We start from the raw sequence: 21,692 nt of genomic DNA, 5'->3' as shown, positions 1-21,692 counted from the left end.
GTGCTGTTATTACTGTCCTATATAATAAAACTGTCAGGGTTATAACCATGTCTACAGGGAAAACACTGCTCGCCCTTGCGCTGAGCGCGCTGTTACCAGCCGGTGCCGCATGGGCGGCAAATAACGACACCCTTATTTACTGTTCAGAAGCCTCCCCCGAGTCCTTCAACCCGCAAATCGCCAGCTCTGGCCCGTCTTTTGTGGCCAGCTCTCAGGTGCTGTATAACCGTCTGATCAATTTCGACCCGGTGAAAAACACCCCGGTGCCGTCGCTGGCGGAGTCCTGGACGATTTCTCCGGACGGCAAGACCTATACCTTTGCCCTGCGTAAAGGGGTGAAGTTCAACAGCAACAAATACTTCAAACCGACGCGCGACTTTAATGCCGATGACGTTATTTTCTCGGTCATGCGTCAGAAAGACCCTAAACACCCGTACCACAACGTGTCGCAGGGCAACTACGAGTACTTTAATGATGTCGGTCTCGATAAGCTGATCCAGGACGTTAAAAAGGTCGATGATTATCACGTCCAGTTCACCCTCAGCGAACCCAACGCCGCATTTCTGGCCGACTGGGGGATGGATTTCGCCTCGATTCTCTCCGCGGAATACGCCGACGCGATGCTGAAAAAAGGCACGCCTGAAAACGTGGATACCTGGCCGATTGGTACCGGGCCATACGTGCTGCAGCAGTATAAAGTGGATTCGCTGATCCGCTACGTCGCGAACCCGAACTACTGGGAGGGCGAGGTGCCGACGAAGCATCTCATCTTCTCCATTACGCCAAACGTGGAAACTCGCCTGGCGAAGCTGCAGACCAACGAGTGCCAGATCATTCCTGCGCCATCCCCGGTTCAGTTTGACGCCATCAAGAACAACAAAGACCTGACGCTGCACGCCGTCGATGCGCTGAACGTCGGTTATCTGGCGTTTAACACCGAGAAAAAACCGTTTGATAACGTGCTGGTGCGTCAGGCGCTCAACTACGCGACCGACAAGAAGGCCATCGTTAATGCGGTCTTTATGGGATCGGGCACGGTGGCAAAATCGCCGATCCCGCCAAATATGCTGGGCTTCAATAAAGACCTGAAGGACTACAGCTACGATCCTGAAAAAGCGAAAGCCCTGCTGAAGCAGGCGGGTCTGGAGAAGGGCGCGGAAGTCACGCTGTGGTCAATGCCGGTGCAGCGTCCGTATAACCCGAATTCGCGTCGTATCGCGGAGATGATCCAGAGCGACTGGGCGAAAGTCGGCGTTAAAGCCAAAATTGTCTCTTACGAGTGGGGCGAATATCTCTCCGGAATGCGTAAAGGCGAGCATGACTCCGCGCTGTTTGGCTGGATGTCCGACAACGGCGACCCGGACAACTTTGCCGATGTGCTGCTCGGTTGCAACAGCATTAAAACCGGCTCAAACGCCGCGCGCTGGTGCGATAAGGGGTATGATGCCCTGGTACAAAAAGCGAAGCTGACCAGCAGCCCGGCCGAGCGCGCGAAGCTCTATGGCCAGGCGCAGGAGATTTTCTACCAGCAGGCGCCGTGGATTGCGCTCGCAAACGGGAAAACGTTCTACGCGACCCGCAGCAACGTGACCGGGTACAGCGTAAGCCTGATGGGCAGCGATTTCTCAAAAGCGAAGCTGAACTAAGCCTTTTTAGCCGGGTGGCGGCTCCGCCTTACCCGGCCTACATTTGGCACCTGTAGGCCCGGTAAGCGTAGCGCCACCGGGCACATAACGAGGAGTGACAATGTCACATTTAAACGAAGTTATCGCCCGCGTCGATGCCGCTATCGAAGAGAGCGTGATTACCCACATGAACGAACTGCTGATTGAATTAAGCGATGATGCGGAGCTGAGCCGTGAAGATCGCTACACTCAGCAGCAGCGTCTGCGCACCGCGATTTCGCACCACGGCAAGCAGCATAAAGAGGAGATGGACGCGCGTGAGGAACAGCTGACGAAAGGCGGCACCATACTGTAACCATCAAAACTGGCGTCGCGCCACCAGCCAGGCCCCGACCACCAGCATCACCGCGCCGCACACCGGGCCGATCAGGGCGCGCAGCGGGATGCCATGGCTCCTCAGCACGTCCAGCACCAGCCCGCCAATCAGCTGGCTTGCGACCAGCACGGCGATGGTCGTCGCCGCGCCAACATTCTGATAGCCGCTGATGCTGGCAAACACGAAAAACGACCCCAGCAGCCCCGGGATAAGCGTCCACCAGCGCACCGTCGCGGCCAGCTCGCTGAACCCGGCCACGCCCTGTTTCAGCAGCAGAATACTGACAAACAGCACGATGCCGACCAGCGAATTCAGCAGCATCGCGATGAGAATGGTGGAGGAGGACTGGGTGATACGCACCATCAAAGTGTTTTGCACCACCAGACCGATGCCCGCCGCGACCAGAAACGCCAGCGTCAGTGACTGATTCATGGGATCGCGTCCGGATCGCTGCGCTCGTCCAGTTGCAGCTGCATAAAGGTTAAGTCCAGCCAGCGGCCAAACTTGGTTCCCACCTGCGGCATTTGTCCGGTCGTCACAAAGCCGAGCGTTTCATGGAGGTGAATCGAGGCATGGTTTTGCGCTTCAATGCCGGCTACCATCACGTGTTTTCCGATGGCGCGGGCCTCGTTAATCAGCGCCTTCATCAGCGTGCGGCCAATCCCTTTGCCCTGATGGGCCGGGTGGACATAGACCGAGTGCTCAACCGTATGACGGAAGCCGTCAAAGGCGCGCCAGTCGCCGAAAGAGGCGTAGCCGGTGATTACGCCGTCCTCTTCACTTACCAGAACCGGGTAGCCCGCAAGCGAGCGCGCCTCAAACCATGCGATTCGGTTATCGGTATCGACGGTTTTATCGTTCCAGATCGCGGCAGTGTGCAGCACCGCGTGGTTGTAAATCTCGCCTATCGCAGCGCAGTCTTCTTTGCAGGCATGACGAACGATCATGATGAAGCCTCTGTGTGTTGTTCACTATAGTATTACGTTATCGCCACGATATTACACAACTGTATCGCCCGATCGCTATGGCATAAGCCATATTTTTTTGTTATCAAAAGCCCATTGAATTGCCGTTCATACACTATAGTATGACGTCATGAACACCATAACAGACACGATGAATCAACGGATTAGCGCAAGAATTCGCCTTGAACGCGAGTCTCGCGGATGGTCCCTGAGCGAGCTGGCGGACCGGGCAGGGGTCTCCCGCGCCATGATCCATAAGATAGAGCGCGGGGACAGTAGCCCGACAGCCACCTTGCTTGCCCGCTTGTCGGGCGCGTTTGGCATCAGCATGTCAACGCTAATTGCCCGGGCCGAAATGCAGGAGGGTAAGCTGCTGCGCCTGGCAAACCAGCCCGTCTGGCGCGATCCGCAGACGCACTACCTCCGCCGCCATGTTTCTCCCCGTACCGATCTGCCCATCGACCTTGTTCAGGTGGAACTGCCTGCGGGAAGCGACGTTCCGATGCCGGCCTCTTCTTACGCGCTGGCGCGTCAGCTTATCTGGCTGCAGTCCGGTGAGCTGGTGTTTCAGGAGGGCGACACCCGCCACGAGATGCACGCCGGAGACTGTCTTGAGCTGGGGCCGCCTAATGACTGCCGGTTCATCAACGAGACGAATGAAACCTGCATCTATCTGGTTGTACGCCTCAATCAGTCTGGCTCGTAATGCTAATGCGATAACGCTGAACGTGAGCCAGGCTGTAATGACATTTGTCCCAGAAGGAGATCCTGATGAATCACTCTGTTTCGCATAACCGCCGCTGGGTGCTGGCCTCTCGTCCACAGGGCGCACCGGTCGCGGAAAATTTTCGTCTGGAAACGCAGCCTGTTCCGGAACCGGGTGCGGGGCAGCTTCTGCTTCGTACCGTCTGGCTGTCGCTGGATCCTTATATGCGGGGTCGCATGAGCGACGCGCCATCCTATTCACCGCCGGTTGAGATCGGTGCGGTGATGGTGGGGGGAACGGTCAGCCGCGTTGAACAGTCAAACCATCCCGACTTCAAAGCCGGTGAATGGGTGCTGGGCTACAGCGGCTGGCAGGAGTATGAACTTTCGGACGGCAGTGGCCTGGTGAAGCTGGGCGACAATCCGTCTCATCCTTCCTGGTCGCTGGGCGTACTGGGCATGCCGGGCTTTACCGCCTATATGGGGCTGCTGGATATCGGGCAACCGAAAGCGGGTGAAACGCTGGTGGTGGCTGCGGCGACCGGCCCGGTTGGCGCGACAGTAGGGCAGATCGGCAAAATCAAGGGTTGCCGGGTGGTCGGCGTGGCCGGTGGCCCAGAGAAATGCCGCCATGCCGTTGAGGTTCTCGGCTTTGACCTGTGTCTGGATCACCATGCGGCGGATTTTGCCGACCAGCTGAAACACGCCTGTCCGAACGGTATTGATGTCTATTATGAAAACGTCGGCGGGAAAGTGTTTGATGCCGTGTTGCCCCTGCTGAACACCTCCGCGCGCGTGCCGGTGTGTGGCCTGGTGAGCGGCTATAACGCGACGGGCCTGCCTGACGGGCCGGACCGCCTGCCGCTCCTGATGGCGACCCTTCTCAAGAAACGCATTCGTATGCAGGGTTTTATTATCGGCCAGGATTATGGACACCGCATTCATGAGTTCCAGGAAGAGATGGGGCGCTGGGTGCAGGAGGGGAAAATCCACTATCGCGAACAGGTGACGGACGGGCTGGAAAATGCTCCCGAGGCGCTGATTGGCCTGCTGGAAGGACGAAACTTCGGCAAAGTCGTGATTCGCGTCGCGAGTGACAATAAATAAAGCGCACAATGGCGGGGTTTCCCGCCATATTTATTTGTGAAGATACGATATATTGTCTTTAATTACTGGACACGGTTTTTCGCGCCATCATCCCGGATGAGCCCGAAAACGATAAAAAAAATGATGTTTGCTTTTTTTTTGCTGTTTTACGTACTTCCCACCACCAGGCATGACGATACAGGATATATCGTACCGGCGCCGTTTTATTAAAACTGGCGTTTAAAAATAGCATTAAGTTTTAGCTACAGGAATTCCACATGCTTGATTTGGATCACTTAGAAAAAGCCCAAAGGGTTAGCCTTACCATGCAGGTTGAACACAGTTTGAAAGGGGCGTTAATTACAGGCTCCCTCAAACCAGGAGCACGACTGATAACGAAAGAGATTGCTGATAAATTAGGCACCAGTATTACGCCGGTCCGCGAAGCGCTGCTGCGTCTGGTCTCCTCAGGCGCGCTTCACGCCACGCCAGCGCAGGCTTTTCTGGTCCCTGAGGTGACGCTGGAGCGTTATAACGAGATTAACGCCATCCGAAAACAGCTTGAGCCAATGGCGGTTGCCGCAGCATGCCAGAATATGTCAGACGGCAAGCTGGAGGCGTTGCGCAAAATGTCAGAGGCCTTCCATGAGGCTATGCGCAATGGAGACGTTCAGCAGGCCTTGCATGCGAATCGTGTCTTCAGGTTTACGCTTTATCAGTATGCGGAAATGCCGACGCTTAATGCCTTAATTGAACAGCTATGGGTCCGCATCGGCCCCTGCATGAACTATCTGCACCAGGAGCTTAGCGACATCAAAACGGCAACATATCACTATGACGAACTTCTTTCAGCCCTTGAGCGGAGAGATGTGGAGGCCAGCCAAAAGGCGATTGATAAGTTGATTGATGAAGCGGATTCTCTTTTACAGCGACAATATTTTAACTGAGAGATTATTTATCAGAGCGACTATATACCGCCGCTAATTATTTATCTGGTGAATAACTCCTGATGGCTTATTGCCATCAGGAGGGTTATTTCATTTATAAAATAAACTTTTCTTTTTTGCTTACTCGAAGCGATAAGAGACCGACAGCCCGACGCCATAGTTACGGCCTGGTGCTGGCTCGTAATAACGACCGTTGGACTCGTTGACAATAACCGATCCCGCGTACTCTTTATCGAACAGGTTATCGACGCGGCCAAAGACGTCCATTCCCCAGTTGCCGTAGTTAAACTTATACCCGGTATTCAGCCCGACTACCGTATAAGACGGCGCTTTCGCGGTGTTTTCGTCGTCGGCCATGATATCGCTCATGTAACGCACGTCCGTGCCCGCGTACCAGCCTTCTTCCGGCTGCCAGCCAAACGAAGCGAAGCCCATGTTGCGCGCAATCCCCGGCATACGGTTACCGTTACAGTCTGCGTCGCTGCAGACGTTAGTCCGGTAGGTGGCATCCAGATACGTCCACGCCATCTTCAGCTTCCAGTTCTCCGCGAACTGCTGATCCAGGGAAACTTCCACACCCTGACGGCGGGTTTTCCCGGCATTTTTATAGGTTGTGCGGCCGCCGGAACTGGAGTCCACCACGATCTCATCGTCCGTATCGGTGCGGAACAACGCCGCCGTCAGCAGACCGTTGCCGATTCGGGTTTTGCTGCCCACTTCATACGTGTTATTCGTGGATGGCTTCAGGCCAATATTCAGACCGCCCTGATTATCGGCACGATAGGAGAGTTCGTTGATGGTTGGCGTTTCAAACCCACGCCCTGCGGCTGCGTAGAGGTTCCACCCGTCAGTCACCGCATACTTCACGGCGCCCGCCGGGAGCCATTTGTGATAGCTCGCGTCACCGCTGTCATCGCCGTTGCCCGGCGTAACGTAATGGTCATTGGAATCAAACCAGACCGAACTGTAGCGAACACCCGCATCGACAGAGAGTTTCTGCGTCAGCTGCCAGCTGCTCTGCAGATAAGGATCGACGTTCCACATCAGGTTGCGTTCGTCGCGACGTTTATCGCCTTTGACGCCGTAGTCCGGCACCCCGTTGCTCATCACGAAGTTCTCATAGCCGCGACGATCTTCACTCAGGTTTTCGTAGTTCAGACCGGTGGTAAAGGTCACCGGCACCAGCAGCTCGCCGCGGTGAGTCCAGCGGGTATCCACGCCCTGATAGTGGCGTTGCATATCAATCACCCCGCCGGAGTGAGTGGCTTTTAGCTGCGGCTGATACGGAATCGACTGGTACTGCGTCATTTCACGCTCGCCGGCGTACATCATCACGCTCAGGTCGTCCTGGGTGCTGAGCTGGCGATCGTAGCGCAGACCGGCCTGGGTCTGCTTGATGGTCTTGCGGGTGTTGTACTGATCGCCGCGCGGCGACTGGCGCGGGTTGTCCCGCCACTCCTGATAATTCAGTCCACCCGGATCGTTGGCTTTCATGTCCACGCTGTTGAAGATCAGCGTCAGCTTGCTGACGTCATCAATACGCACGCCCAGCTTCGCGTTGGCAAGATTCTTCCGCGCGCCGCTGTGGTCGCGGTAGCCCTGGGTGGTGAAACGGGTGGTGGAAACGGTGTAATCCACATCGCCCGCGTGGGTGCCATCACCCATCGCGCCGGTGGCTTTCATACCGTAGCGCCAGGTACCGTAGCTGCCGTAATAGCTGCTCGCTTCAATAGTCGGCGGCTGCTGACCGGTCTGGGTGTTGATGTTAATCACGCCGCCGGAGGCGTTGCCGTACAGAGCTGAGAAGGGACCGCGCAGCACTTCAACGCTCTCTACGCTGGAAAGATCGATGTTGGAGGTCTGGCCCTGTCCGTCCGGCATGGTGGCTGGAATACCGTCGACGTACATACGGATACCGCGCACCCCGAAGGTTGAGCGAGCGCCAAATCCGCGCATCGACAGCTGGAGATCCTGGGCGTAGTTCTGACGGTTCTGAATTTGCAGCCCGGGTACGCTGCCAAGGGATTCAGACAGGTTGATGCGGGGTGCAGCCTGGCGCATATCATCGCCATTGACGACGCTGACCGCTGCCGGGGTATCGAGTTCCGATACGGTTTGCGGCGTGGCGCTGACGATCATGGTCTGTTCCTCTGCGCTCATGGCGGTGAGCGGCGCAAAAATAACAGGAACCAGCAGCAGCGGGAGAGAAGCCTTACGGGCAGAAATGATTTTCATGAATAAAACCGGTTGTGGTATGTAAACGAACCAAATGGAACATGTCCATACATGTTAAAGGTTTTGTAAATGTTTTGAAAACTATAACCGCACATTGCGTTAATGAAAGGCGAGAGGGGAAAGAAAAACTCCACATTCATCTGATTAATGATTACTATTCTCATTATCAAAAGGCAATGCCATGACGTTGTCTGCCGGAAGTGATGTCAGCCCAAACCCCACTTTTCAGAAAAGGAATTGTTATGTCTTTACGTCATCTGTGCTCGCCGCGTCTGAGCCTGTCACTGCTGTCTGCCACTTTACTGCTTGCCGGGACGTTCCAGGTGCATGCCGCCGAAGAGGTGCTGCGTAAAGCGGTGGGCAAAGGGGCGTATGAAATGGCCGTGAGCCAGCAGGAGAATGCGCTGTGGGTGGCGACCTCGCAAAGCCGTAAAACCGACAAGGGCGGGATTGTTTACCGTCTTGATCCGGTCACGCTGGACGTGACGCAGGCAATCCATAGCGATCTCAAACCCTTTGGTGCCACCTTTGACAACGCGACCCAAACGCTGTGGTTCGGTAATACGATCAACGGCGCGGTAACCGCGATTGATGCAAAAACGGGTGACGTAAAAGGGCGACTGGTGCTGGACGGGCGTCAACGCAGCGAAACCGTCAAACCGCTGCAGCCGCGCCAACTGGTGGCGGATGACGCAAGCAACACGATTTACATCACCGGTGTCGGTAAAGAGAGCGTGATTTGGGTGGTGGATGGCGCCACGCTGAAGCTAAAAGAGACCATTGCCAATACCGGTACTTACAGCACCGGCCTGGCGCTGGATGCGCAGGCGAAACGTCTGTACACCACGAATGCGGACGGCGAGCTGTTAACCATTGATACGGCAACGAACAAAATCCTGAGCCGTAAAAAAGTGCAGGATGACGGGAAAGAGCACTTCTACCTGAACCTGAGCCTCGACACAGCCGGTCAGCGCGCGTTCCTGACCGATTCAAAACAGCCGGAAGTACTGGTGGTGAGCCTGAAAGACGGCAGCGTGATCGCGAAAATCGCCGCGCCGGAATCCCTGGCGGTCCTGTTTAACCCGGCCCGCAATGAAGCCTACGTGACGCACCGTGAAGCCGGCAAGGTGAGCGTGATTGATGGGAAAACGTATAAGGTGACTAAAACGTTCGACACGCCGGTCTACCCGAACAGCCTGGCGCTCTCTGCGGATGGCAAAACCCTGTACGTGACGGTGAAACAAAAATCTACCCGCCAGCAGGAAGCCACCCAGCCTGACGACGTGATTCGTATCGCGCTGTAAGATGGGAATTGCCCGGTGGCGCTGCGCTTACCGGGCCTACAAAATAATGAAATGTAGGCCGGTAAGGCGAAGCCGCCACCCGGCTTTTTTATTAACGCGAGGTTTCTTCCACCAGCGGCGCGTCGTGTTTTTCATCATCAGGATGAACCGGCGCGGTGCTGTGAATTTCGTGAACGCGTTTACGCACGCCGAACCAGCCCGCAATCAGCAGCACGGCCAGCAGCGGAATGGTCGCGATGGTGTAGGTGCCGTTCGGGTAGTCGAAGGCCATCAGCACCAGCACGCTGAACAGGAAGACCAGGGTGAGCCAGGATGTTACCGGCGCGCCAGGCAGCTTGAAGCTGACGTCAGCGGCTTTGCCTTCTTTAATCGCCTTGCGCAGACGCATCTGGCAGACCACGATAAAGCCCCAGGATGCGATAATCCCGAGTGCAGCCACGTTCAGAACGATTTCGAACACCTGAGACGGAACGAGGTAGTTCAGGAACACGCCGAAGACATAGACCACCAGCGTCGCCAGAATACCGGCGTACGGCACGTGCTGCTTGCTCATCTTGGACATGAACTTCGGTGCAGAACCGCCCATCGACATGGAGCGCAGGATACGACCGGTCGAGTAGAGGCCGGAGTTCAGACTGGAGAGCGCCGCCGTCAGCACCACGATGTTCATGATGCTGCCCACGTAAGGCACGCCCAGCTTAGAGAAGAAGGTCACGAACGGACTCTGGCCCGCCTGGTAGGCGTTCCACGGCAGCAGCAGCACCAGCAGCACCACGGAACCGACGTAGAAGAGACCGATACGCCAGATCACGCTGTTGATGGCTTTTGGTACCATCGTCTGCGGATCTTTACATTCACCTGCAGCGGTACCCACCAGCTCGATGGAGGCGAAGGCGAACACGACGCCCTGAACCAGAACCAGCGCAGGCAGCAGACCGTGCGGGAAGAATCCGCCGTTATCGGTTATCAGGTGGAAGCCGGTGGCATTGCCATCCAGCGGCTTACCGCTGCCGAGGAAGACGGTACCCACGACCAGGAACACCACGATGGCCAGCACTTTAACCAGCGCAAACCAGAACTCCATCTCCGCGAACCATTTCACGCCGATCATGTTCATGGTGCCAACAATCGCCAGCGCGCCAAGCGCAAAGACCCACTGCGGCACATCGCCAAACGCGCCCCAGTAGTGCATATACAGCGCCACGGCGGTGATATCGACGATACCGGTCATCGCCCAGTTGACGAAGTACATCCAGCCCGCGACGTAAGCGGCTTTTTCACCGAGGAATTCACGGGCGTAAGAGACGAAGCTGCCGCTGGAAGGGCGATGCAGTACCAGTTCGCCCAGTGCACGAAGAATGAAGAAAGAGAAGATCCCGCACACCAGATAGACCAGGGCGAGAGCCGGGCCAGCCATCTGCAGGCGTGCACCAGCACCTAAAAACAGACCCGTTCCGATAGCGCCGCCGATGGCGATCATTTGAACCTGACGGTTGCCCATCGCTTTGTGGTAGCCCTCTTCGTGGGAGTTCAACCAGCGACGTTTAGCAGCATGATGATCGGCTGCGCTTTTATTGCTTGTTTTCATTGAGTTACCTGTTTGCCTGTCTGAACCATTATCGTGATAGTCCTGCCTGGCAGAGCGCAATACAAACGATTGCTTCTGCGCAAACACATGTCGCCTCCCCAGTCATTCTGCGTATGGATAAGGCGAAACATGGCGAGGCATCCTACCTGCAATTCATAAGCGACGCAAAATATAACCGTGCCGAAAGTGATGCACGTCGAAGGAAATCGTGTGGTCAGAGCAGACGGGGATCACAACACGCTGAAACGTGATGAGTTTTTAGTCAAAACAATGGTGGGGTTGATTATTTAATCATCAGATTCTCTTAATTATTACCAGATGGTATAAATTTTTGCTGCTGCAGGGCATCGAGAAGTAACCTGAACGCGGTTGTGTGCTGCCGGCGGCTCGGATAATAGAGGTGGTATCCTTCAAACGTGGGGCACCACGATTCAAGGACTCTGACCAGCCGTCCCTGATTCAGAGCGTCCAGAACCGATGACTCGGGCACGTAGGCTAATCCGAGCCCATTCTCCGCAGCGTCGATGCGCTGCGACAGGTTATTCAGCGTAAGCTGTCCGTCAACCCGCACGCGAAGCTCGCGCCCGTCGCGCTCAAATTCCCAGTCATACAATCCCCCTCGGGTGGGCAGGCGGAGATTGATACAGCGGTGTTCACCCAGCTGCTCCGGCACGAGCGGCACGCCAAAACGAGCCAGGTAATCCGGGGAGCCGACGACCGCCATGCGCATGTCCGGCGCAATCCGCACCGCAATCATGTCTTTTGCCACCTGTTCACCCAGGCGAACCCCCGCGTCGAAGCGGCCATCTACGATATCTGTCAGGCCATTGTCGACCGTCACTTCGACGTTAATGTCAGGATACTGCAGCATAAAAGGCTTCAGTACCGGCCAGAGCACGGCGTCCATCGCGTGCTCGCCGGCGACGATGCGGATAGCGCCTGCGGGTTTGTCGCGGGTGCTGCGAAGCGCCGTGAGTTCCTGTTCGATCTCCAGCAGATGCGGGCTGAGGCGCGAAAAAAGCTGCTCACCCGCGGGTGTCGGAACCACGCTGCGGGTTGTGCGGGTTAACAGGCGAACGTCTAATCGCGCCTCAAGCTTGCGCATCGCATGGCTCAGCGCCGATTGCGAGACGCCCAGCTGCGCCGCTGCGCGCGTAAAGCTGCGCTCGCGGGCCACCACCATAAAGGAGAGCAGATCGTTGAAATTATCTTTTAGCATCGCGGTTCTATTTATGAGTTTCAGTCATGTGTCCTATCTGATTATGCACCCTAATGCTCCCGAGTGCTTTGCGCTACTGTTAACGCAACAGTCAACGAGGAGCAAAAGATGAAAATTATCCGCAGCGGTTCATTACCTTCAGTACGAGGACCGGAAGCCTGGTTTACCGGCGCTGTTCGCATTGACGCGCCTTTTCAGGCGACCGAACCAGCCAGCGTCGGCGGGGCAACCGTAACCTTTGAGCCGGGCGCGCGCACGGCCTGGCATACGCATCCCCTGGGACAAACGCTGATTGTGACGCAGGGTCGCGGCTGGTTACAGGAGTGGGGCAAAGAGGCGGAAATCCTGAATCAGGGCGATATCGCCTGGATCCCACCCGGCGTGAAGCACTGGCACGGCGCAAGTGCGCAAACGGCGATGACGCATCTTGCCATCGCCGAAGCGGTAAACGGCAGCCCGGTAACATGGCTGGAAAAAGTGACCGACGAGCAGTACCCGAACGGCTAACCGCCAAAAACGGCAATCGCCTGCTGCAGGCGCGTCGTCCGCTGCGTCAGGTGATTCGCGGCGTGAGTGACGTTATCCACCATCCCCGTATTGCTCTGGGTCATTGCGCCGATACGGGAGAGGGAGGCGTTAATCAGCGTCAGCGCCTGAGTTTGCTCCTGCGTGGCGAGGCCAATCTCCTTAATCAAGGTGGAAACCTGCAGAACATGGTCGATCATGACCGTCAGCTGTGATTCGGTTTGTACCACCTTCTCCACGCCAGCGTTGACGCTGGCAACGTTTTTCTCGATCAGCGCTTTGATCTCTTTCGCTGCCGTCGCGGAGTGCTGTGCAAGATTGCGCACCTCAGCCGCGACCACCGCAAAGCCGCGGCCGGCTTCACCCGCGCGCGCCGCTTCCACGGCGGCATTCAGCGCAAGGATATTGGTCTGGAAGGCAATACGATCGATTACGCTAATAATATCGACGATCTGGCCGTTATCCTGCGAAACGGACTGCATCATACCGATGGTCTCTTTCATCATCGCTTCGCCGCAGTGGGCGCTGTCGCGGGTGCGATCCGCCATCTGAATCGCCTCGTTCGCGGTTTCGGCCGTCTGCTTCACGGCGCTGGCGATCTCTTCCACCGCAGATGCGGTTTGCTGCAAGAAATCTGCAGTTTCTTCAGAGCGCGTCTGCAGCGCCGCACCTTCTTTCGCGACCTGCTGGCTGATGGTGCCAATACCGCTGATTTGCGCCCCGACATCATCAACCAGCGAGTTCAGGTTCAAACCAGACTGATTCACCAGGCGCATCATCAGCCCGATATCATCGATCCTGTCAAAATGGTAATAGTCCGTTTTACGTCCTGAAACCACGCGCTGCATCTGTTGAACAATGGATTTTACCGGCCGGGCGATCTGCGCGTGAAGATAACAGGACAGCGCAGAAAAAAGCAGCACCAGAGTGGTGGCCTGAACGAGACGATCGCGGAATAAATATACCGCCAGGCAGGAAAGTAACGCTGTCGCAGTAATACCAAGCTGAATTCGTTTTCCGGTACTGAGACATTTAAAGAGCGACAAAAAGGAAAATAAACCGCGCCGAACGAACAGTCCTTTATAAAAACGGTACTGTTTTAATTCATTATTACGTACTTTTGCATACAGATTTTCACTGGCCGCGATCTCCTCCCGTGAGGGGATATTGCGCACCGAAATATAGCCGGTCAGGGATTCCCCCTGCCAGACCGGCGTCACGTTGGCACGCACCCAGTAGTGATCGCCATTATGACGACGATTCTTCACCAGCCCTGTCCAGGTCTCACCCTGCTGGAGGGTAAACCACATGTCGCCAAACGCTTCGGCAGGCATGTCGGGATGGCGGATGAGGTTATGCGGCTCACCCAGAAGATGCTCTTCTTTATATCCGCTGGCTTCTATAAAAGCCGAGTTTGCATAGGTAATATGACTTTTTGTATCGGTGGTGGACATTAACGTCGAACCAGCGTTAAGTAAATACTCGTTTTGTGTAACGGGGGTGTTACGCCTCATGAGTAACTCCATGATGTTGTGCAAGAATAAAAACCCGGAAAGCGCTCCGGCAAGATAAAAGTGATTATTTTAATAACGATCTGCACATATTCTCGCTGAAATTGAGATCCTCCGAAATACCCGGCGTTCATTATTTTTAATATGTTAATGTTATCGGATGTAATAAAATTGAAAATATTTTAGTGGGTGTTATTTTGAATCGATTTAAATAAATGACATAAGCCAAACTGCAAGAGGGAGATCGCCTCCCTGGAAAAATTGTCATGCTTAAATAGCGTTTCGTTAACAGAATGAAAACGCTATGATTTGGTCTCATTTTCGTGAATACAGGGAGGCTGAGGTGAAAATTAACGTCATAGGAACCAGCGGGAGTGGAAAAAGCACGCTGGCGAAGCAGATTGCGACCGAACTGGCTATTCCCTGTATCGAGATGGACAGACTCTACTGGCAGGCTGACTGGCAGGGCACGCCGGACGACGAGTTTCAGGCAAAGCTGGTGCAGGCGCTACAGGCTTCGCCAGACTGGGTGCTTGACGGTAACTACAACCGCACGCGGCCTGTGAAATGGCGCGATGTCGATGTGGTGGTGTGGGTGGATTACGGGTTTACCCGCACCCTCTGGCAGGCCGTCACGCGAGCAATAAAGCGGGCCTGGCATAAGCACGAACTCTGGCCGGGAACGGGGAATAAAGAGAGTTTCCGGCGCGCGTTCTTCAGCAGAGAATCCATTATCATCTGGACGATAAAAACCTGGCGTAACAACCGTACGCGCTATGAAGCCGATCTGCAAAACCCGCAATATAGCCATATTCGCTTCGTCCGCATTACCCGTCGGGAGCAGGTGGAATCGCTGATTGCCTCCTTAAAGTCTTATTCTTAGCAGGGTTTTATATATCTGTTTTCCGGCAAACTAAATGTAAATTAATTGTTTCTCAGTGGTGAAATGCGCCTTTAATAATGTCGACATGTTAAGTCAAACGAGAACGCAACATGTCATGGCGAATCAGCATTCTGGATAAAAGCCCCATCGCTGAAAACGAAACGGCTGCCGATGCACTGGCGCGTACCCTGGCGCTGGCGCAGCAGGCAGAAAATCTGGGCTATCACCGCTTCTGGATTGCCGAACACCACAACACCCCACAGCTTGCCAGCCCTTCGCCGGAGCTGCTGATTGCCTGGATCCTCGGGCAAACCACGCGCATTCGCGTCGGGTCAGGCGGCGTAATGCTTCAGCACTACAGCCCCTATAAAGTCGCCGAGAACTTCAACGTGCTGGCCGCGCTGGCGCCTGGCCGCGTCGATCTCGGCGTCGGGAAAGCCCCCGGCGGATTACCGCTCTCAACCCGCGCGCTGCAGCAGGGCCTGAATCAACAGGAAAAGGGCAGCTTTGCCGAACAACTGGCCCAGCTCGACCGCTGGATCCGTCCTGAGCATCACGCTATTGAAGAGGCCGTCCGCGCCACGCCGCTGCCGCCGTTGCCTGCTGAGGGTTTTCTGCTGGGCGCGAGTACCGAAAGCGCGCTGCTCGCCGCCAGGCTCGACTGGCACTTTGTGTTTGCCGCACACCTGAACGGTGACCCGGACCTGCTGCGCGAGGTGGTATCGACCTGGCGCGAGAACAGCGCGCGTGACGTGATAGTGGCGGTGCAGGCGATTGTCGCGCCGACGCAGGCTGAGGCAGACGCGCTGGCGCAGAAGGTCGAAGTGTGGGGCGTTGAGCTGGCAAACGGGCAGCGTGTCACCGTGGCCAGCGAAGAGCAGGCCTACGCGTTTGCACGCCAGGCGGGCAGTGAGCCGGTGCGCATTGCACGTCGGGCGCAGTCGCTGCTGGCGGGTACCGCTGAGTCGGTAGTGGAACAGCTCAACGCGCTGCATCAGCAGTGGGGCATTGACGAATTTATCATCGACACGCCGGTAGCGGAGGGGGCTACGCGCGTTGCGTCGCTGCGACTGCTTGCCGGGGCGCGTCTTAACAAGGAGGTCACCGTATGAGTTTTGGCGAACAACTGATTGCCTGGCGCCGCGAACTGCACCAGAACCCGGAACTGTCCGGCCAGGAGGTCGAAACCACCGCGCGCCTGCGCCAGTGGCTGACCAACGCCGGGATCACCCCACAGCCTTACGACCTGTCGACCGGGCTGGTGGCGGAAATCGGGACGGGCAGCAGGCTGGTTGCGCTGCGTGCCGACATTGACGCGCTGCCGATCGAGGAGCGCAGCGGCGTGCCGTTTAGCTCACAGCATGCAGGGGTGATGCACGCCTGCGGACACGATATTCACACCAGCGTCATCCTCGGCGCCGCGTTAAAGCTGAAAGAGCGGGAGGCCTCGCTTAACGGCCGGGTGCGTATCCTGTTTCAGCCTGCTGAAGAGAACTTTGGCGGTGCGAAGAGCATGGTGCGCGCCGGTGCCCTGCGCGATGTCAGCGCGATTTTCGGTATGCACAACGAGCCCGGCCTGCCGGTCGGTGAGTTCGCCACCCGCGGCGGGCCGTTCTACGCCAACGTCGACCGCTTTGTGATCCGCATTACCGGCAAAGGCGCGCACGCCGCACGTCCTCATGAAGGTAACGACGCCATTGTGCTGACGAGCCAGCTGGTAACGGCGCTGCAAAGCGTCGCCAGCCGCAACGTCAACACGCTGGATTCGGTGGTGCTGAGCGTGACACGTATTGCGGGTGGTAACACATGGAACGTGCTGCCGGAAAGCGTCGAGCTGGAAGGCACGCTGCGAACCCATCGCACGGAAGTGCAGCAGAATGTGAAAGCCCGCGTGGGCGAAATCGCCGCCGGTTTTGCCAGCGCCTTCAGCGCGCAGATTGATATCACCTGGTATGCCGGGCCTACCGCGCTGGTGAATGACGAGCGCTGGGCTGATTTTGCCACCTCGGTCGCGCGTGAGGCCGGATATGAAACCCGGCACGCGGAACTGCATATGGGCGGGGAGGATTTTGCGGTCTATTTGCAGTCTGTTCCCGGCGCGTTTGTCAGCATTGGCAGCAACAGTCCGTTTGGTTTACATCACGCGGCCTTTAACCCGGATGAAGCACTGATTGAGCCCGCCGCCCGCTATTTTGCACAGCTTGCGGAAAAAGCCCTGCAACACGTTTAATTCAGGAGAGGTAAATATGTCTGCAACCCGACAACTGCGGCTGGGCACCATTCTGCATGGTGCATCCGGGAATATGTCCGCCTGGCGCCATCCTGCAGCGATCGCCGACGCCAGTATTAATTTCGACTTTGTGAAAGCGACGGCGTTAAAGGCCGAGGAAGGGAAGCTCGATTTTCTCTTTGTGGCCGATGGCCTCTATATTAACGAGAAATCTATCCCCCATTTTCTGAATCGTTTTGAACCGTTAACCGTGCTTTCCGCACTGGCCAGCATCACCTCGCGCCTGGGGCTGGTGGGAACCTTATCCACCTCCTACAGCGAGCCCTTCACCACGGCGCGCCAGTTCGCGAGCCTCGATCACCTGAGCAACGGCCGCGCGGGCTGGAACGTGGTGACCTCGCCGCTGGAAGGGTCGGCCAAGAACTTTTCCCGCGAAAAACACCCCGAGCATGCGCTGCGCTACCGGATTGCCGATGAGTATCTCGACGTGGTGAAAGGGCTGTGGGATTCCTGGGAAGGGGACGCGTTTATTCGTAACAAAGAGAGCGGCCAGTTTTTTGACCCGGCGAAACTGCATACGCTCGATCACCACGGTGACTTCTTCCAGGTCGCCGGTCCGCTGAATATTGGCCGCACGCCGCAGGGTCGCCCGATTGTCTTTCAGGCCGGGGCATCAGACGATGGGAAAAAGCTGGCGGCGAAACATGCCGACGCCATTTTCACCCACCACGAGACGCTCGATGAGGCAAAAGCCTTTTACCGCGACGTAAAACAGCAGCTGGAAACAAACGGCCGCCGCGCGTCGGATCTCCATATTTTCCAGGGCGTCAGCGTGATTGTGGGGAAAGATGACGATGACGTGGAAAACCAGTACCAGACCACGGCGGCGCTGGTGTCGATTAATGACGCCCTCAATTACCTCGGGCGTTATTTTGAACATCACGACTTCAGCCAGTATCCGCTCGACGAGCCGTTCCCGGATATCGGCGACTTAGGCAAAAATAGCTTCCGCAGCACCACCGATGAAATCAAGCGTAACGCCCGCGAACGCAACTTAACCCTGCGTCAGGTGGCGCTTGAGGCCGCTTCGCCGCGCCCGCGCTTTTCCGGCACGCCGGAGGAGGTGGCAGACGGTCTTCAGGCCTGGTTTGAAGGCTATGCCGCAGACGGCTTCATTATTCAGGGCGGCACGCCGGACACCTTCCCGCGCTTTGTTGACCAGGTGGTGCCCATTCTTCAGGCCCGCGGCCTGTTCCGTACCGACTACCCGGGCACCACGCTGCGTGAAAGCCTTGGCTTAGACCAACCGAAAAACCAGTACACACAACAATAAAAGAGAACCCCGCTATGCAGAAATCATCGCTTATTCTGGCGCTCGCGCTGGCCTTTACCCCTGCCGTCTGGGCAGAGAATGTGAATATTAACGGCACCGGCGTGAGCATCGAGGCCAATAAAACCCCGATTAACACCGCGAAAAATAGCGAGGCGGTAGCGCAACTGCCGAAAGACTATCGCTTTGCCGTGCCGGGGAAATTTACCGTTGCGGTGGCGGGACTCAATCAGCCGCCGCTGACGGTCTTCTCCGACGACAACAAAACGCTGCTGGGAAGCGAAGTTGACGTCGCGCGTCTGGTCGCCGACAGCCTCGGGCTGGAGCTCAATGTGGTGCCCACCTCCTGGGAGGACTGGCCGCTGGGCGTGGCGTCCGGGAAATACGATGCCGCCATCAGCAACATCACCGTCACTAAAGAACGCAAACAGAAGTTTGATTTTGCTACCTATCGTAAGGATTCCCTCGGCTTTTACGTGAAATCCACCAGCCCGATTACGTCGCTGCAGAAGGCGGAAGACATCGCCGGGCTGAAGATTATCGTCGGCTCCGGCACCAACCAGGAGGCCATCCTGCTGGCATGGAATGCCGAAAACCTGAAGAAGGGGCTGAAGCCCTTTACCCCGATCTACACCAAAGACGATGCGGCCCAAACCCTGGCGCTGCAGTCCGGCCGCGCGGATGCCTACTTTGGCCCGAACGTGATTGGCGCATGGAAAGCGGCGCTGAACGGGAAAACCAAACTGGTGGGCAGCGTCGACGGCGGCTGGCCGAAGGCGGCACACATCGCGGTGACGCTGAAAAAAGGCAGCGGACTGGTTGAGCCAGTGCAAACCGCGCTGAACGGCGTCATCAAAAACGGCGATTACGACAAAGTGCTGAACCGCTGGGGGGAAGGGGTTGAGCGCATTCCTCAGTCCGAAGTGAACCCGGCTGGCCTGGGCGATTAAGGAGGCGTAATGAGCGAACGATTTCGTGATGTATCACCGGAAGATGCCGAACTTCAGCCCATTATCGAGGGGCTGTTCGGGGAATATGCGGCCCGCTACGGAGACTACTTCTCTAAAGACGCGGAAGTGGAGCTCACCGAGTGGTATCTGGCACCGCAGGGGCTGTTTATCGTCCTGGAGCGCAACGGGAAGATTATTGCTACCGGCGCGTACAAACCGTTCGACGAACGCACCGCGGAAATCAAACGTATCTGGACGGACAAAACCCTGCGTCAGCAGGGGCTTGCCGGGCGCGTGGTGCAGGAGCTGGAGCGCAGGGCGGTGCTGGCAGGCTATAGCCAAATCTACCTGACAACCGGCTTTCGTCAGCCGGAAGCGGTCAGGCTCTATCTTAGCCAGGGCTATCAGCCGCAGTTCGATCTGAACCGCGATCCGGAAGAGTATAGCCAGCCGCCGTTTGACGGTCGGCTGCGTTTCACCAAAACGCTGGTACGTGAAGCGTTCAGTAAAACCGCATGAGGAACGACGATGAGCAACGTTGAAAGCATTAAGGTGGTCCCGGCGCGTTATCCGCTGCGGGCCGTCGGCGCCGCGGTGGCGCTGTTTGTCCTGGCGGTCGTGATTCAGTCCGTAGCCTTTAACCCGCGCTGGGAGTGGGCGGTGTTCGCCCGCTGGTTCTTCGACCCGGTGATCCTCGACGGTGTCGGGCAGACCCTGCTGCTGACGCTGATCGGCACCGCGCTGAGCGTGGTGTTTGGCGGCATGCTGGCCCTGGCGAGACTCTCGTCATCCTGGCTGCTGAGCAGCCTGGCGTGGGCGTACATCTGGCTGTTTCGGTCGCTGCCGCTGATCGTCGTGCTGATTATCCTGTACAACTTTTCCTATCTCTACGACACGCTCTCGCTCGGCGTGCCGTTTACCGGTATTACCTGGGGCAGTTTTGAAACCATCAACGTGCTGGGGCAGTTCTCTACCGCCGTGGTGGGGCTAACGCTGGTGCAGAGCGCCTATACCGCCGAGATCATTCGCGGTGGTTTCCTCGGAGTCGATCACGGGCAGTATGAGGCCGCCGCCGCGCTCGGTCTGCCGGCCTGGCGCCGCACGGTGCGCATCATTTTGCCTCAGGCGCTGCGTACCATTCTGCCGTCGGGGTTCAATGAAATCATCAGCCTCGCCAAGGGCACAGCGATGGTGTACGTCCTGGCGATGCCGGAGCTGTTTTATACCATCCAGATGATCTACAACCGCACGCAGGAGGTGATCCCGCTGCTGATGGTCGGCGCCGCCTGGTACCTGGCGATCACCACCGTCCTGTCCGCTATCCAGTACGGTGTTGAGCGCGCACTTGCCCGCAGCGAACGCCGCTCTGCGGTTAATCAGAACCGTGCCGCCCGTCGTACCCGTTCTGTCACCACCACGCCAGCACAGGAGCCTATCCATGCAAGCCTCTCCTGAAGGACATATCTCGATTACCGGCGTCAGCAAATATTTTGGACGCCATAAGGCGCTCGACAACGTGTCGCTTGAGATCCCGCCGGGATCCGTGACGGTCATCCTCGGGCCGTCCGGGTCGGGAAAATCGACGCTGCTGCGTACCATTAACCACCTGGAGCGCGTCGACGAAGGCTTTATTCAGATCGACGGGGACTACATTGGCTACCGTCGCCAGGGCGACAAGCTCTACGAGCTGAAGGAGAAAGAGATCCTCAAACAGCGCGTCAACGTGGGCTATGTGTTTCAGAACTTCAATCTCTTTCCCCATCTCACGGTGCTGGAAAACCTGATTGAGGCGCCCATCGCGCATAAAAAGCTCAGCAAAAAAGAGGCGGTGGAAAGGGCGTACAGCCTGCTGGACGTGGTCGGGCTGCGGGACAAAGCCGATGCCTGGTCCCGCCATCTCTCCGGCGGCCAGCAGCAACGCATTGCGATTGCCCGCGCGCTGGCGTTACGTCCCCGCGTGATGCTGTTTGATGAACCCACCTCGGCGCTGGATCCGGAGCTGGTAGGGGAAGTGCTGGACGTAATCAAAAAACTGGCCCGGTCCGGCACTACGCTGGTGGTGGTCACTCACGAGATCGGCTTTGCCCGCGAGGTGGCGGATCAGGTGGTGTTTATGGTCGACGGAAAAATCGTGGAACAGGGCAGCAGCGACGCGGTATTGAACCGCCCGTCGCACGCGCGAACGCGCCAGTTCCTGTCAAAAGTGCTGTAAG

The 21,692-nt window shown here is 56.9% G+C and carries 19 protein-coding genes and 1 pseudogene; 14 read left to right on the top strand and 6 right to left on the bottom strand.

Annotated features, from left to right (window positions below; translation table 11 throughout):
- Positions 1-47: 47 nt before the first annotated feature.
- Entirely contained in the window at positions 48-1,646 is a 1,599-nt protein-coding gene (locus ACMWJS_RS05475) for an ABC transporter substrate-binding protein (protein ID WP_128301699.1), read from the top strand.
- A 100-nt stretch (positions 1,647-1,746) separates the two neighbouring features.
- Positions 1,747-1,980 carry a YdcY family protein gene (locus ACMWJS_RS05470; RefSeq protein ID WP_008501298.1) on the top strand — a complete coding sequence of 78 codons (234 nt, stop codon included), beginning with the start codon at positions 1,747-1,749 and terminating at the stop codon, positions 1,978-1,980.
- Positions 1,981-1,983: 3 nt separating this feature from the next.
- On the opposite strand, the gene ACMWJS_RS05465 is transcribed toward ACMWJS_RS05470, so the two are convergent.
- The gene (locus tag ACMWJS_RS05465) at positions 1,984-2,433 is read right to left on the bottom strand and encodes a DMT family transporter (RefSeq protein ID WP_008501299.1); all 450 of its coding nucleotides are present in this window, start codon (positions 2,431-2,433) and stop codon (positions 1,984-1,986) included.
- Positions 2,430-2,948, bottom strand: coding sequence for a GNAT family N-acetyltransferase (locus ACMWJS_RS05460; protein WP_023292298.1), 519 nt, complete (start codon positions 2,946-2,948; stop codon positions 2,430-2,432). The genes ACMWJS_RS05465 and ACMWJS_RS05460 overlap by 4 nt, the downstream gene beginning before the upstream one ends.
- A 148-nt stretch (positions 2,949-3,096) precedes the next feature.
- On the opposite strand from ACMWJS_RS05460, the gene ACMWJS_RS05455 reads away from it, so the two are divergent.
- From ACMWJS_RS05455 to ACMWJS_RS05445, 3 genes are all read left to right on the top strand, one after another.
- Entirely contained in the window at positions 3,097-3,672 is a 576-nt protein-coding gene (locus ACMWJS_RS05455) for a helix-turn-helix domain-containing protein (protein WP_008501301.1), read from the top strand.
- A gap of 65 nt (positions 3,673-3,737) precedes the next feature.
- On the top strand, positions 3,738-4,778 hold the full coding sequence (locus ACMWJS_RS05450; RefSeq protein WP_069719148.1) for an NADP-dependent oxidoreductase: 1,041 nt from the start codon (positions 3,738-3,740) through the stop codon (positions 4,776-4,778).
- Positions 4,779-5,035: 257 nt separating this feature from the next.
- Complete coding sequence (locus ACMWJS_RS05445) at positions 5,036-5,704, top strand: GntR family transcriptional regulator (protein ID WP_334756123.1); 669 nt, start codon at positions 5,036-5,038, stop codon at positions 5,702-5,704.
- A 120-nt stretch (positions 5,705-5,824) separates the two neighbouring features.
- Here ACMWJS_RS05445 and pqqU read toward each other — a convergent pair whose 3' ends face one another.
- Positions 5,825-7,939 carry a TonB-dependent receptor PqqU gene (gene pqqU / locus ACMWJS_RS05440; RefSeq protein WP_048223414.1) on the bottom strand — a complete coding sequence of 705 codons (2,115 nt, stop codon included), beginning with the start codon at positions 7,937-7,939 and terminating at the stop codon, positions 5,825-5,827.
- A 242-nt stretch (positions 7,940-8,181) separates the two neighbouring features.
- On the opposite strand from pqqU, the gene ACMWJS_RS05435 reads away from it, so the two are divergent.
- Positions 8,182-9,243 (top strand): YncE family protein, encoded by a 1,062-nt coding sequence (locus ACMWJS_RS05435; protein ID WP_235404777.1) that lies wholly within the window; start codon positions 8,182-8,184, stop codon positions 9,241-9,243.
- 91 nt (positions 9,244-9,334) lie between these two features.
- On the opposite strand, the gene ansP is transcribed toward ACMWJS_RS05435, so the two are convergent.
- Positions 9,335-10,831, bottom strand: a complete 1,497-nt coding sequence (gene ansP / locus ACMWJS_RS05430; RefSeq protein ID WP_414746773.1) for an L-asparagine permease — start codon at positions 10,829-10,831, stop codon at positions 9,335-9,337.
- Between the two features lie 304 nt (positions 10,832-11,135).
- Positions 11,136-12,050 (bottom strand): LysR family transcriptional regulator, encoded by a 915-nt coding sequence (locus tag ACMWJS_RS05425; protein ID WP_048223405.1) that lies wholly within the window; start codon positions 12,048-12,050, stop codon positions 11,136-11,138.
- 108 nt (positions 12,051-12,158) lie between these two features.
- On the opposite strand from ACMWJS_RS05425, the gene ACMWJS_RS05420 reads away from it, so the two are divergent.
- A complete protein-coding gene (locus ACMWJS_RS05420; RefSeq protein WP_008501772.1) occupies positions 12,159-12,557 on the top strand; it encodes a cupin domain-containing protein in 399 nt (132 codons plus the stop codon).
- On the opposite strand, the gene ACMWJS_RS05415 is transcribed toward ACMWJS_RS05420, so the two are convergent.
- Positions 12,554-14,089 carry a methyl-accepting chemotaxis protein gene (locus tag ACMWJS_RS05415; protein ID WP_262777874.1) on the bottom strand — a complete coding sequence of 512 codons (1,536 nt, stop codon included), beginning with the start codon at positions 14,087-14,089 and terminating at the stop codon, positions 12,554-12,556. The two genes, ACMWJS_RS05420 and ACMWJS_RS05415, sit on opposite strands and share 4 nt — an antisense overlap.
- A gap of 340 nt (positions 14,090-14,429) precedes the next feature.
- Here ACMWJS_RS05415 and ACMWJS_RS05410 point away from each other — a divergent pair, with 340 nt between their 5' ends.
- The 7 genes and pseudogenes from ACMWJS_RS05410 to ACMWJS_RS05380 all read left to right on the top strand — a co-directional run bounded on the left by ACMWJS_RS05410 (position 14,430) and on the right by ACMWJS_RS05380 (position 21,691).
- Entirely contained in the window at positions 14,430-14,969 is a 540-nt protein-coding gene (locus ACMWJS_RS05410; protein WP_262823634.1) for an AAA family ATPase, read from the top strand.
- A 110-nt stretch (positions 14,970-15,079) separates the two neighbouring features.
- Positions 15,080-16,081: an LLM class flavin-dependent oxidoreductase gene (locus ACMWJS_RS05405; protein WP_008501769.1), complete on the top strand. Its 1,002-nt coding sequence runs from the start codon at positions 15,080-15,082 to the stop codon at positions 16,079-16,081.
- The gene (locus tag ACMWJS_RS05400; RefSeq protein WP_414746772.1) at positions 16,078-17,199 is read left to right on the top strand and encodes an amidohydrolase; all 1,122 of its coding nucleotides are present in this window, start codon (positions 16,078-16,080) and stop codon (positions 17,197-17,199) included. Before ACMWJS_RS05405 ends, ACMWJS_RS05400 begins: the two co-directional genes overlap by 4 nt.
- Before the next feature lie 16 nt (positions 17,200-17,215).
- Positions 17,216-19,479, top strand: a pseudogene (locus tag ACMWJS_RS05395) (NtaA/DmoA family FMN-dependent monooxygenase).
- Between the two features lie 9 nt (positions 19,480-19,488).
- Complete coding sequence (locus ACMWJS_RS05390; protein ID WP_414746771.1) at positions 19,489-19,998, top strand: GNAT family N-acetyltransferase; 510 nt, start codon at positions 19,489-19,491, stop codon at positions 19,996-19,998.
- Positions 19,999-20,007: 9 nt separating this feature from the next.
- Complete coding sequence (locus tag ACMWJS_RS05385; protein ID WP_414746770.1) at positions 20,008-20,934, top strand: amino acid ABC transporter permease; 927 nt, start codon at positions 20,008-20,010, stop codon at positions 20,932-20,934.
- Complete coding sequence (locus tag ACMWJS_RS05380) at positions 20,918-21,691, top strand: amino acid ABC transporter ATP-binding protein (protein WP_023292311.1); 774 nt, start codon at positions 20,918-20,920, stop codon at positions 21,689-21,691. The genes ACMWJS_RS05385 and ACMWJS_RS05380 overlap by 17 nt, the downstream gene beginning before the upstream one ends.
- Position 21,692 lies beyond the last annotated feature (1 nt).

Origin of the sequence: Enterobacter sp. HK-058-C-ECC, assembly GCF_047531125.1 — a bacterium.
Lineage (GTDB): Bacteria > Pseudomonadota > Gammaproteobacteria > Enterobacterales > Enterobacteriaceae > Enterobacter > Enterobacter quasiroggenkampii.
This window is presented reverse-complemented; position numbering and strand designations above follow the sequence as displayed.

Excerpts from the sequence above, each read along its gene's own strand:
- ACMWJS_RS05475 (WP_128301699.1), top strand. The coding sequence starts at position 48 with ATGTCTACAGGGAAAACACTGCTCGCCCTTGCGCTGAGCGCGCTGTTA.
- ACMWJS_RS05470 (WP_008501298.1), top strand. The coding sequence starts at position 1,747 with ATGTCACATTTAAACGAAGTTATCGCCCGCGTCGATGCCGCTATCGAA.
- ACMWJS_RS05465 (WP_008501299.1), bottom strand. The coding sequence starts at position 2,433 with ATGAATCAGTCACTGACGCTGGCGTTTCTGGTCGCGGCGGGCATCGGT.
- ACMWJS_RS05460 (WP_023292298.1), bottom strand. The coding sequence starts at position 2,948 with ATGATCGTTCGTCATGCCTGCAAAGAAGACTGCGCTGCGATAGGCGAG.
- ACMWJS_RS05455 (WP_008501301.1), top strand. The coding sequence starts at position 3,097 with ATGAACACCATAACAGACACGATGAATCAACGGATTAGCGCAAGAATT.
- ACMWJS_RS05450 (WP_069719148.1), top strand. The coding sequence starts at position 3,738 with ATGAATCACTCTGTTTCGCATAACCGCCGCTGGGTGCTGGCCTCTCGT.
- ACMWJS_RS05445 (WP_334756123.1), top strand. The coding sequence starts at position 5,036 with ATGCTTGATTTGGATCACTTAGAAAAAGCCCAAAGGGTTAGCCTTACC.
- pqqU (WP_048223414.1), bottom strand. The coding sequence starts at position 7,939 with ATGAAAATCATTTCTGCCCGTAAGGCTTCTCTCCCGCTGCTGCTGGTT.
- ACMWJS_RS05435 (WP_235404777.1), top strand. The coding sequence starts at position 8,182 with ATGTCTTTACGTCATCTGTGCTCGCCGCGTCTGAGCCTGTCACTGCTG.
- ansP (WP_414746773.1), bottom strand. The coding sequence starts at position 10,831 with ATGAAAACAAGCAATAAAAGCGCAGCCGATCATCATGCTGCTAAACGT.
- ACMWJS_RS05425 (WP_048223405.1), bottom strand. The coding sequence starts at position 12,050 with ATGCTAAAAGATAATTTCAACGATCTGCTCTCCTTTATGGTGGTGGCC.
- ACMWJS_RS05420 (WP_008501772.1), top strand. The coding sequence starts at position 12,159 with ATGAAAATTATCCGCAGCGGTTCATTACCTTCAGTACGAGGACCGGAA.
- ACMWJS_RS05415 (WP_262777874.1), bottom strand. The coding sequence starts at position 14,089 with ATGAGGCGTAACACCCCCGTTACACAAAACGAGTATTTACTTAACGCT.
- ACMWJS_RS05405 (WP_008501769.1), top strand. The coding sequence starts at position 15,080 with ATGTCATGGCGAATCAGCATTCTGGATAAAAGCCCCATCGCTGAAAAC.
- ACMWJS_RS05400 (WP_414746772.1), top strand. The coding sequence starts at position 16,078 with ATGAGTTTTGGCGAACAACTGATTGCCTGGCGCCGCGAACTGCACCAG.
- ACMWJS_RS05390 (WP_414746771.1), top strand. The coding sequence starts at position 19,489 with ATGAGCGAACGATTTCGTGATGTATCACCGGAAGATGCCGAACTTCAG.
- ACMWJS_RS05385 (WP_414746770.1), top strand. The coding sequence starts at position 20,008 with ATGAGCAACGTTGAAAGCATTAAGGTGGTCCCGGCGCGTTATCCGCTG.
- ACMWJS_RS05380 (WP_023292311.1), top strand. The coding sequence starts at position 20,918 with ATGCAAGCCTCTCCTGAAGGACATATCTCGATTACCGGCGTCAGCAAA.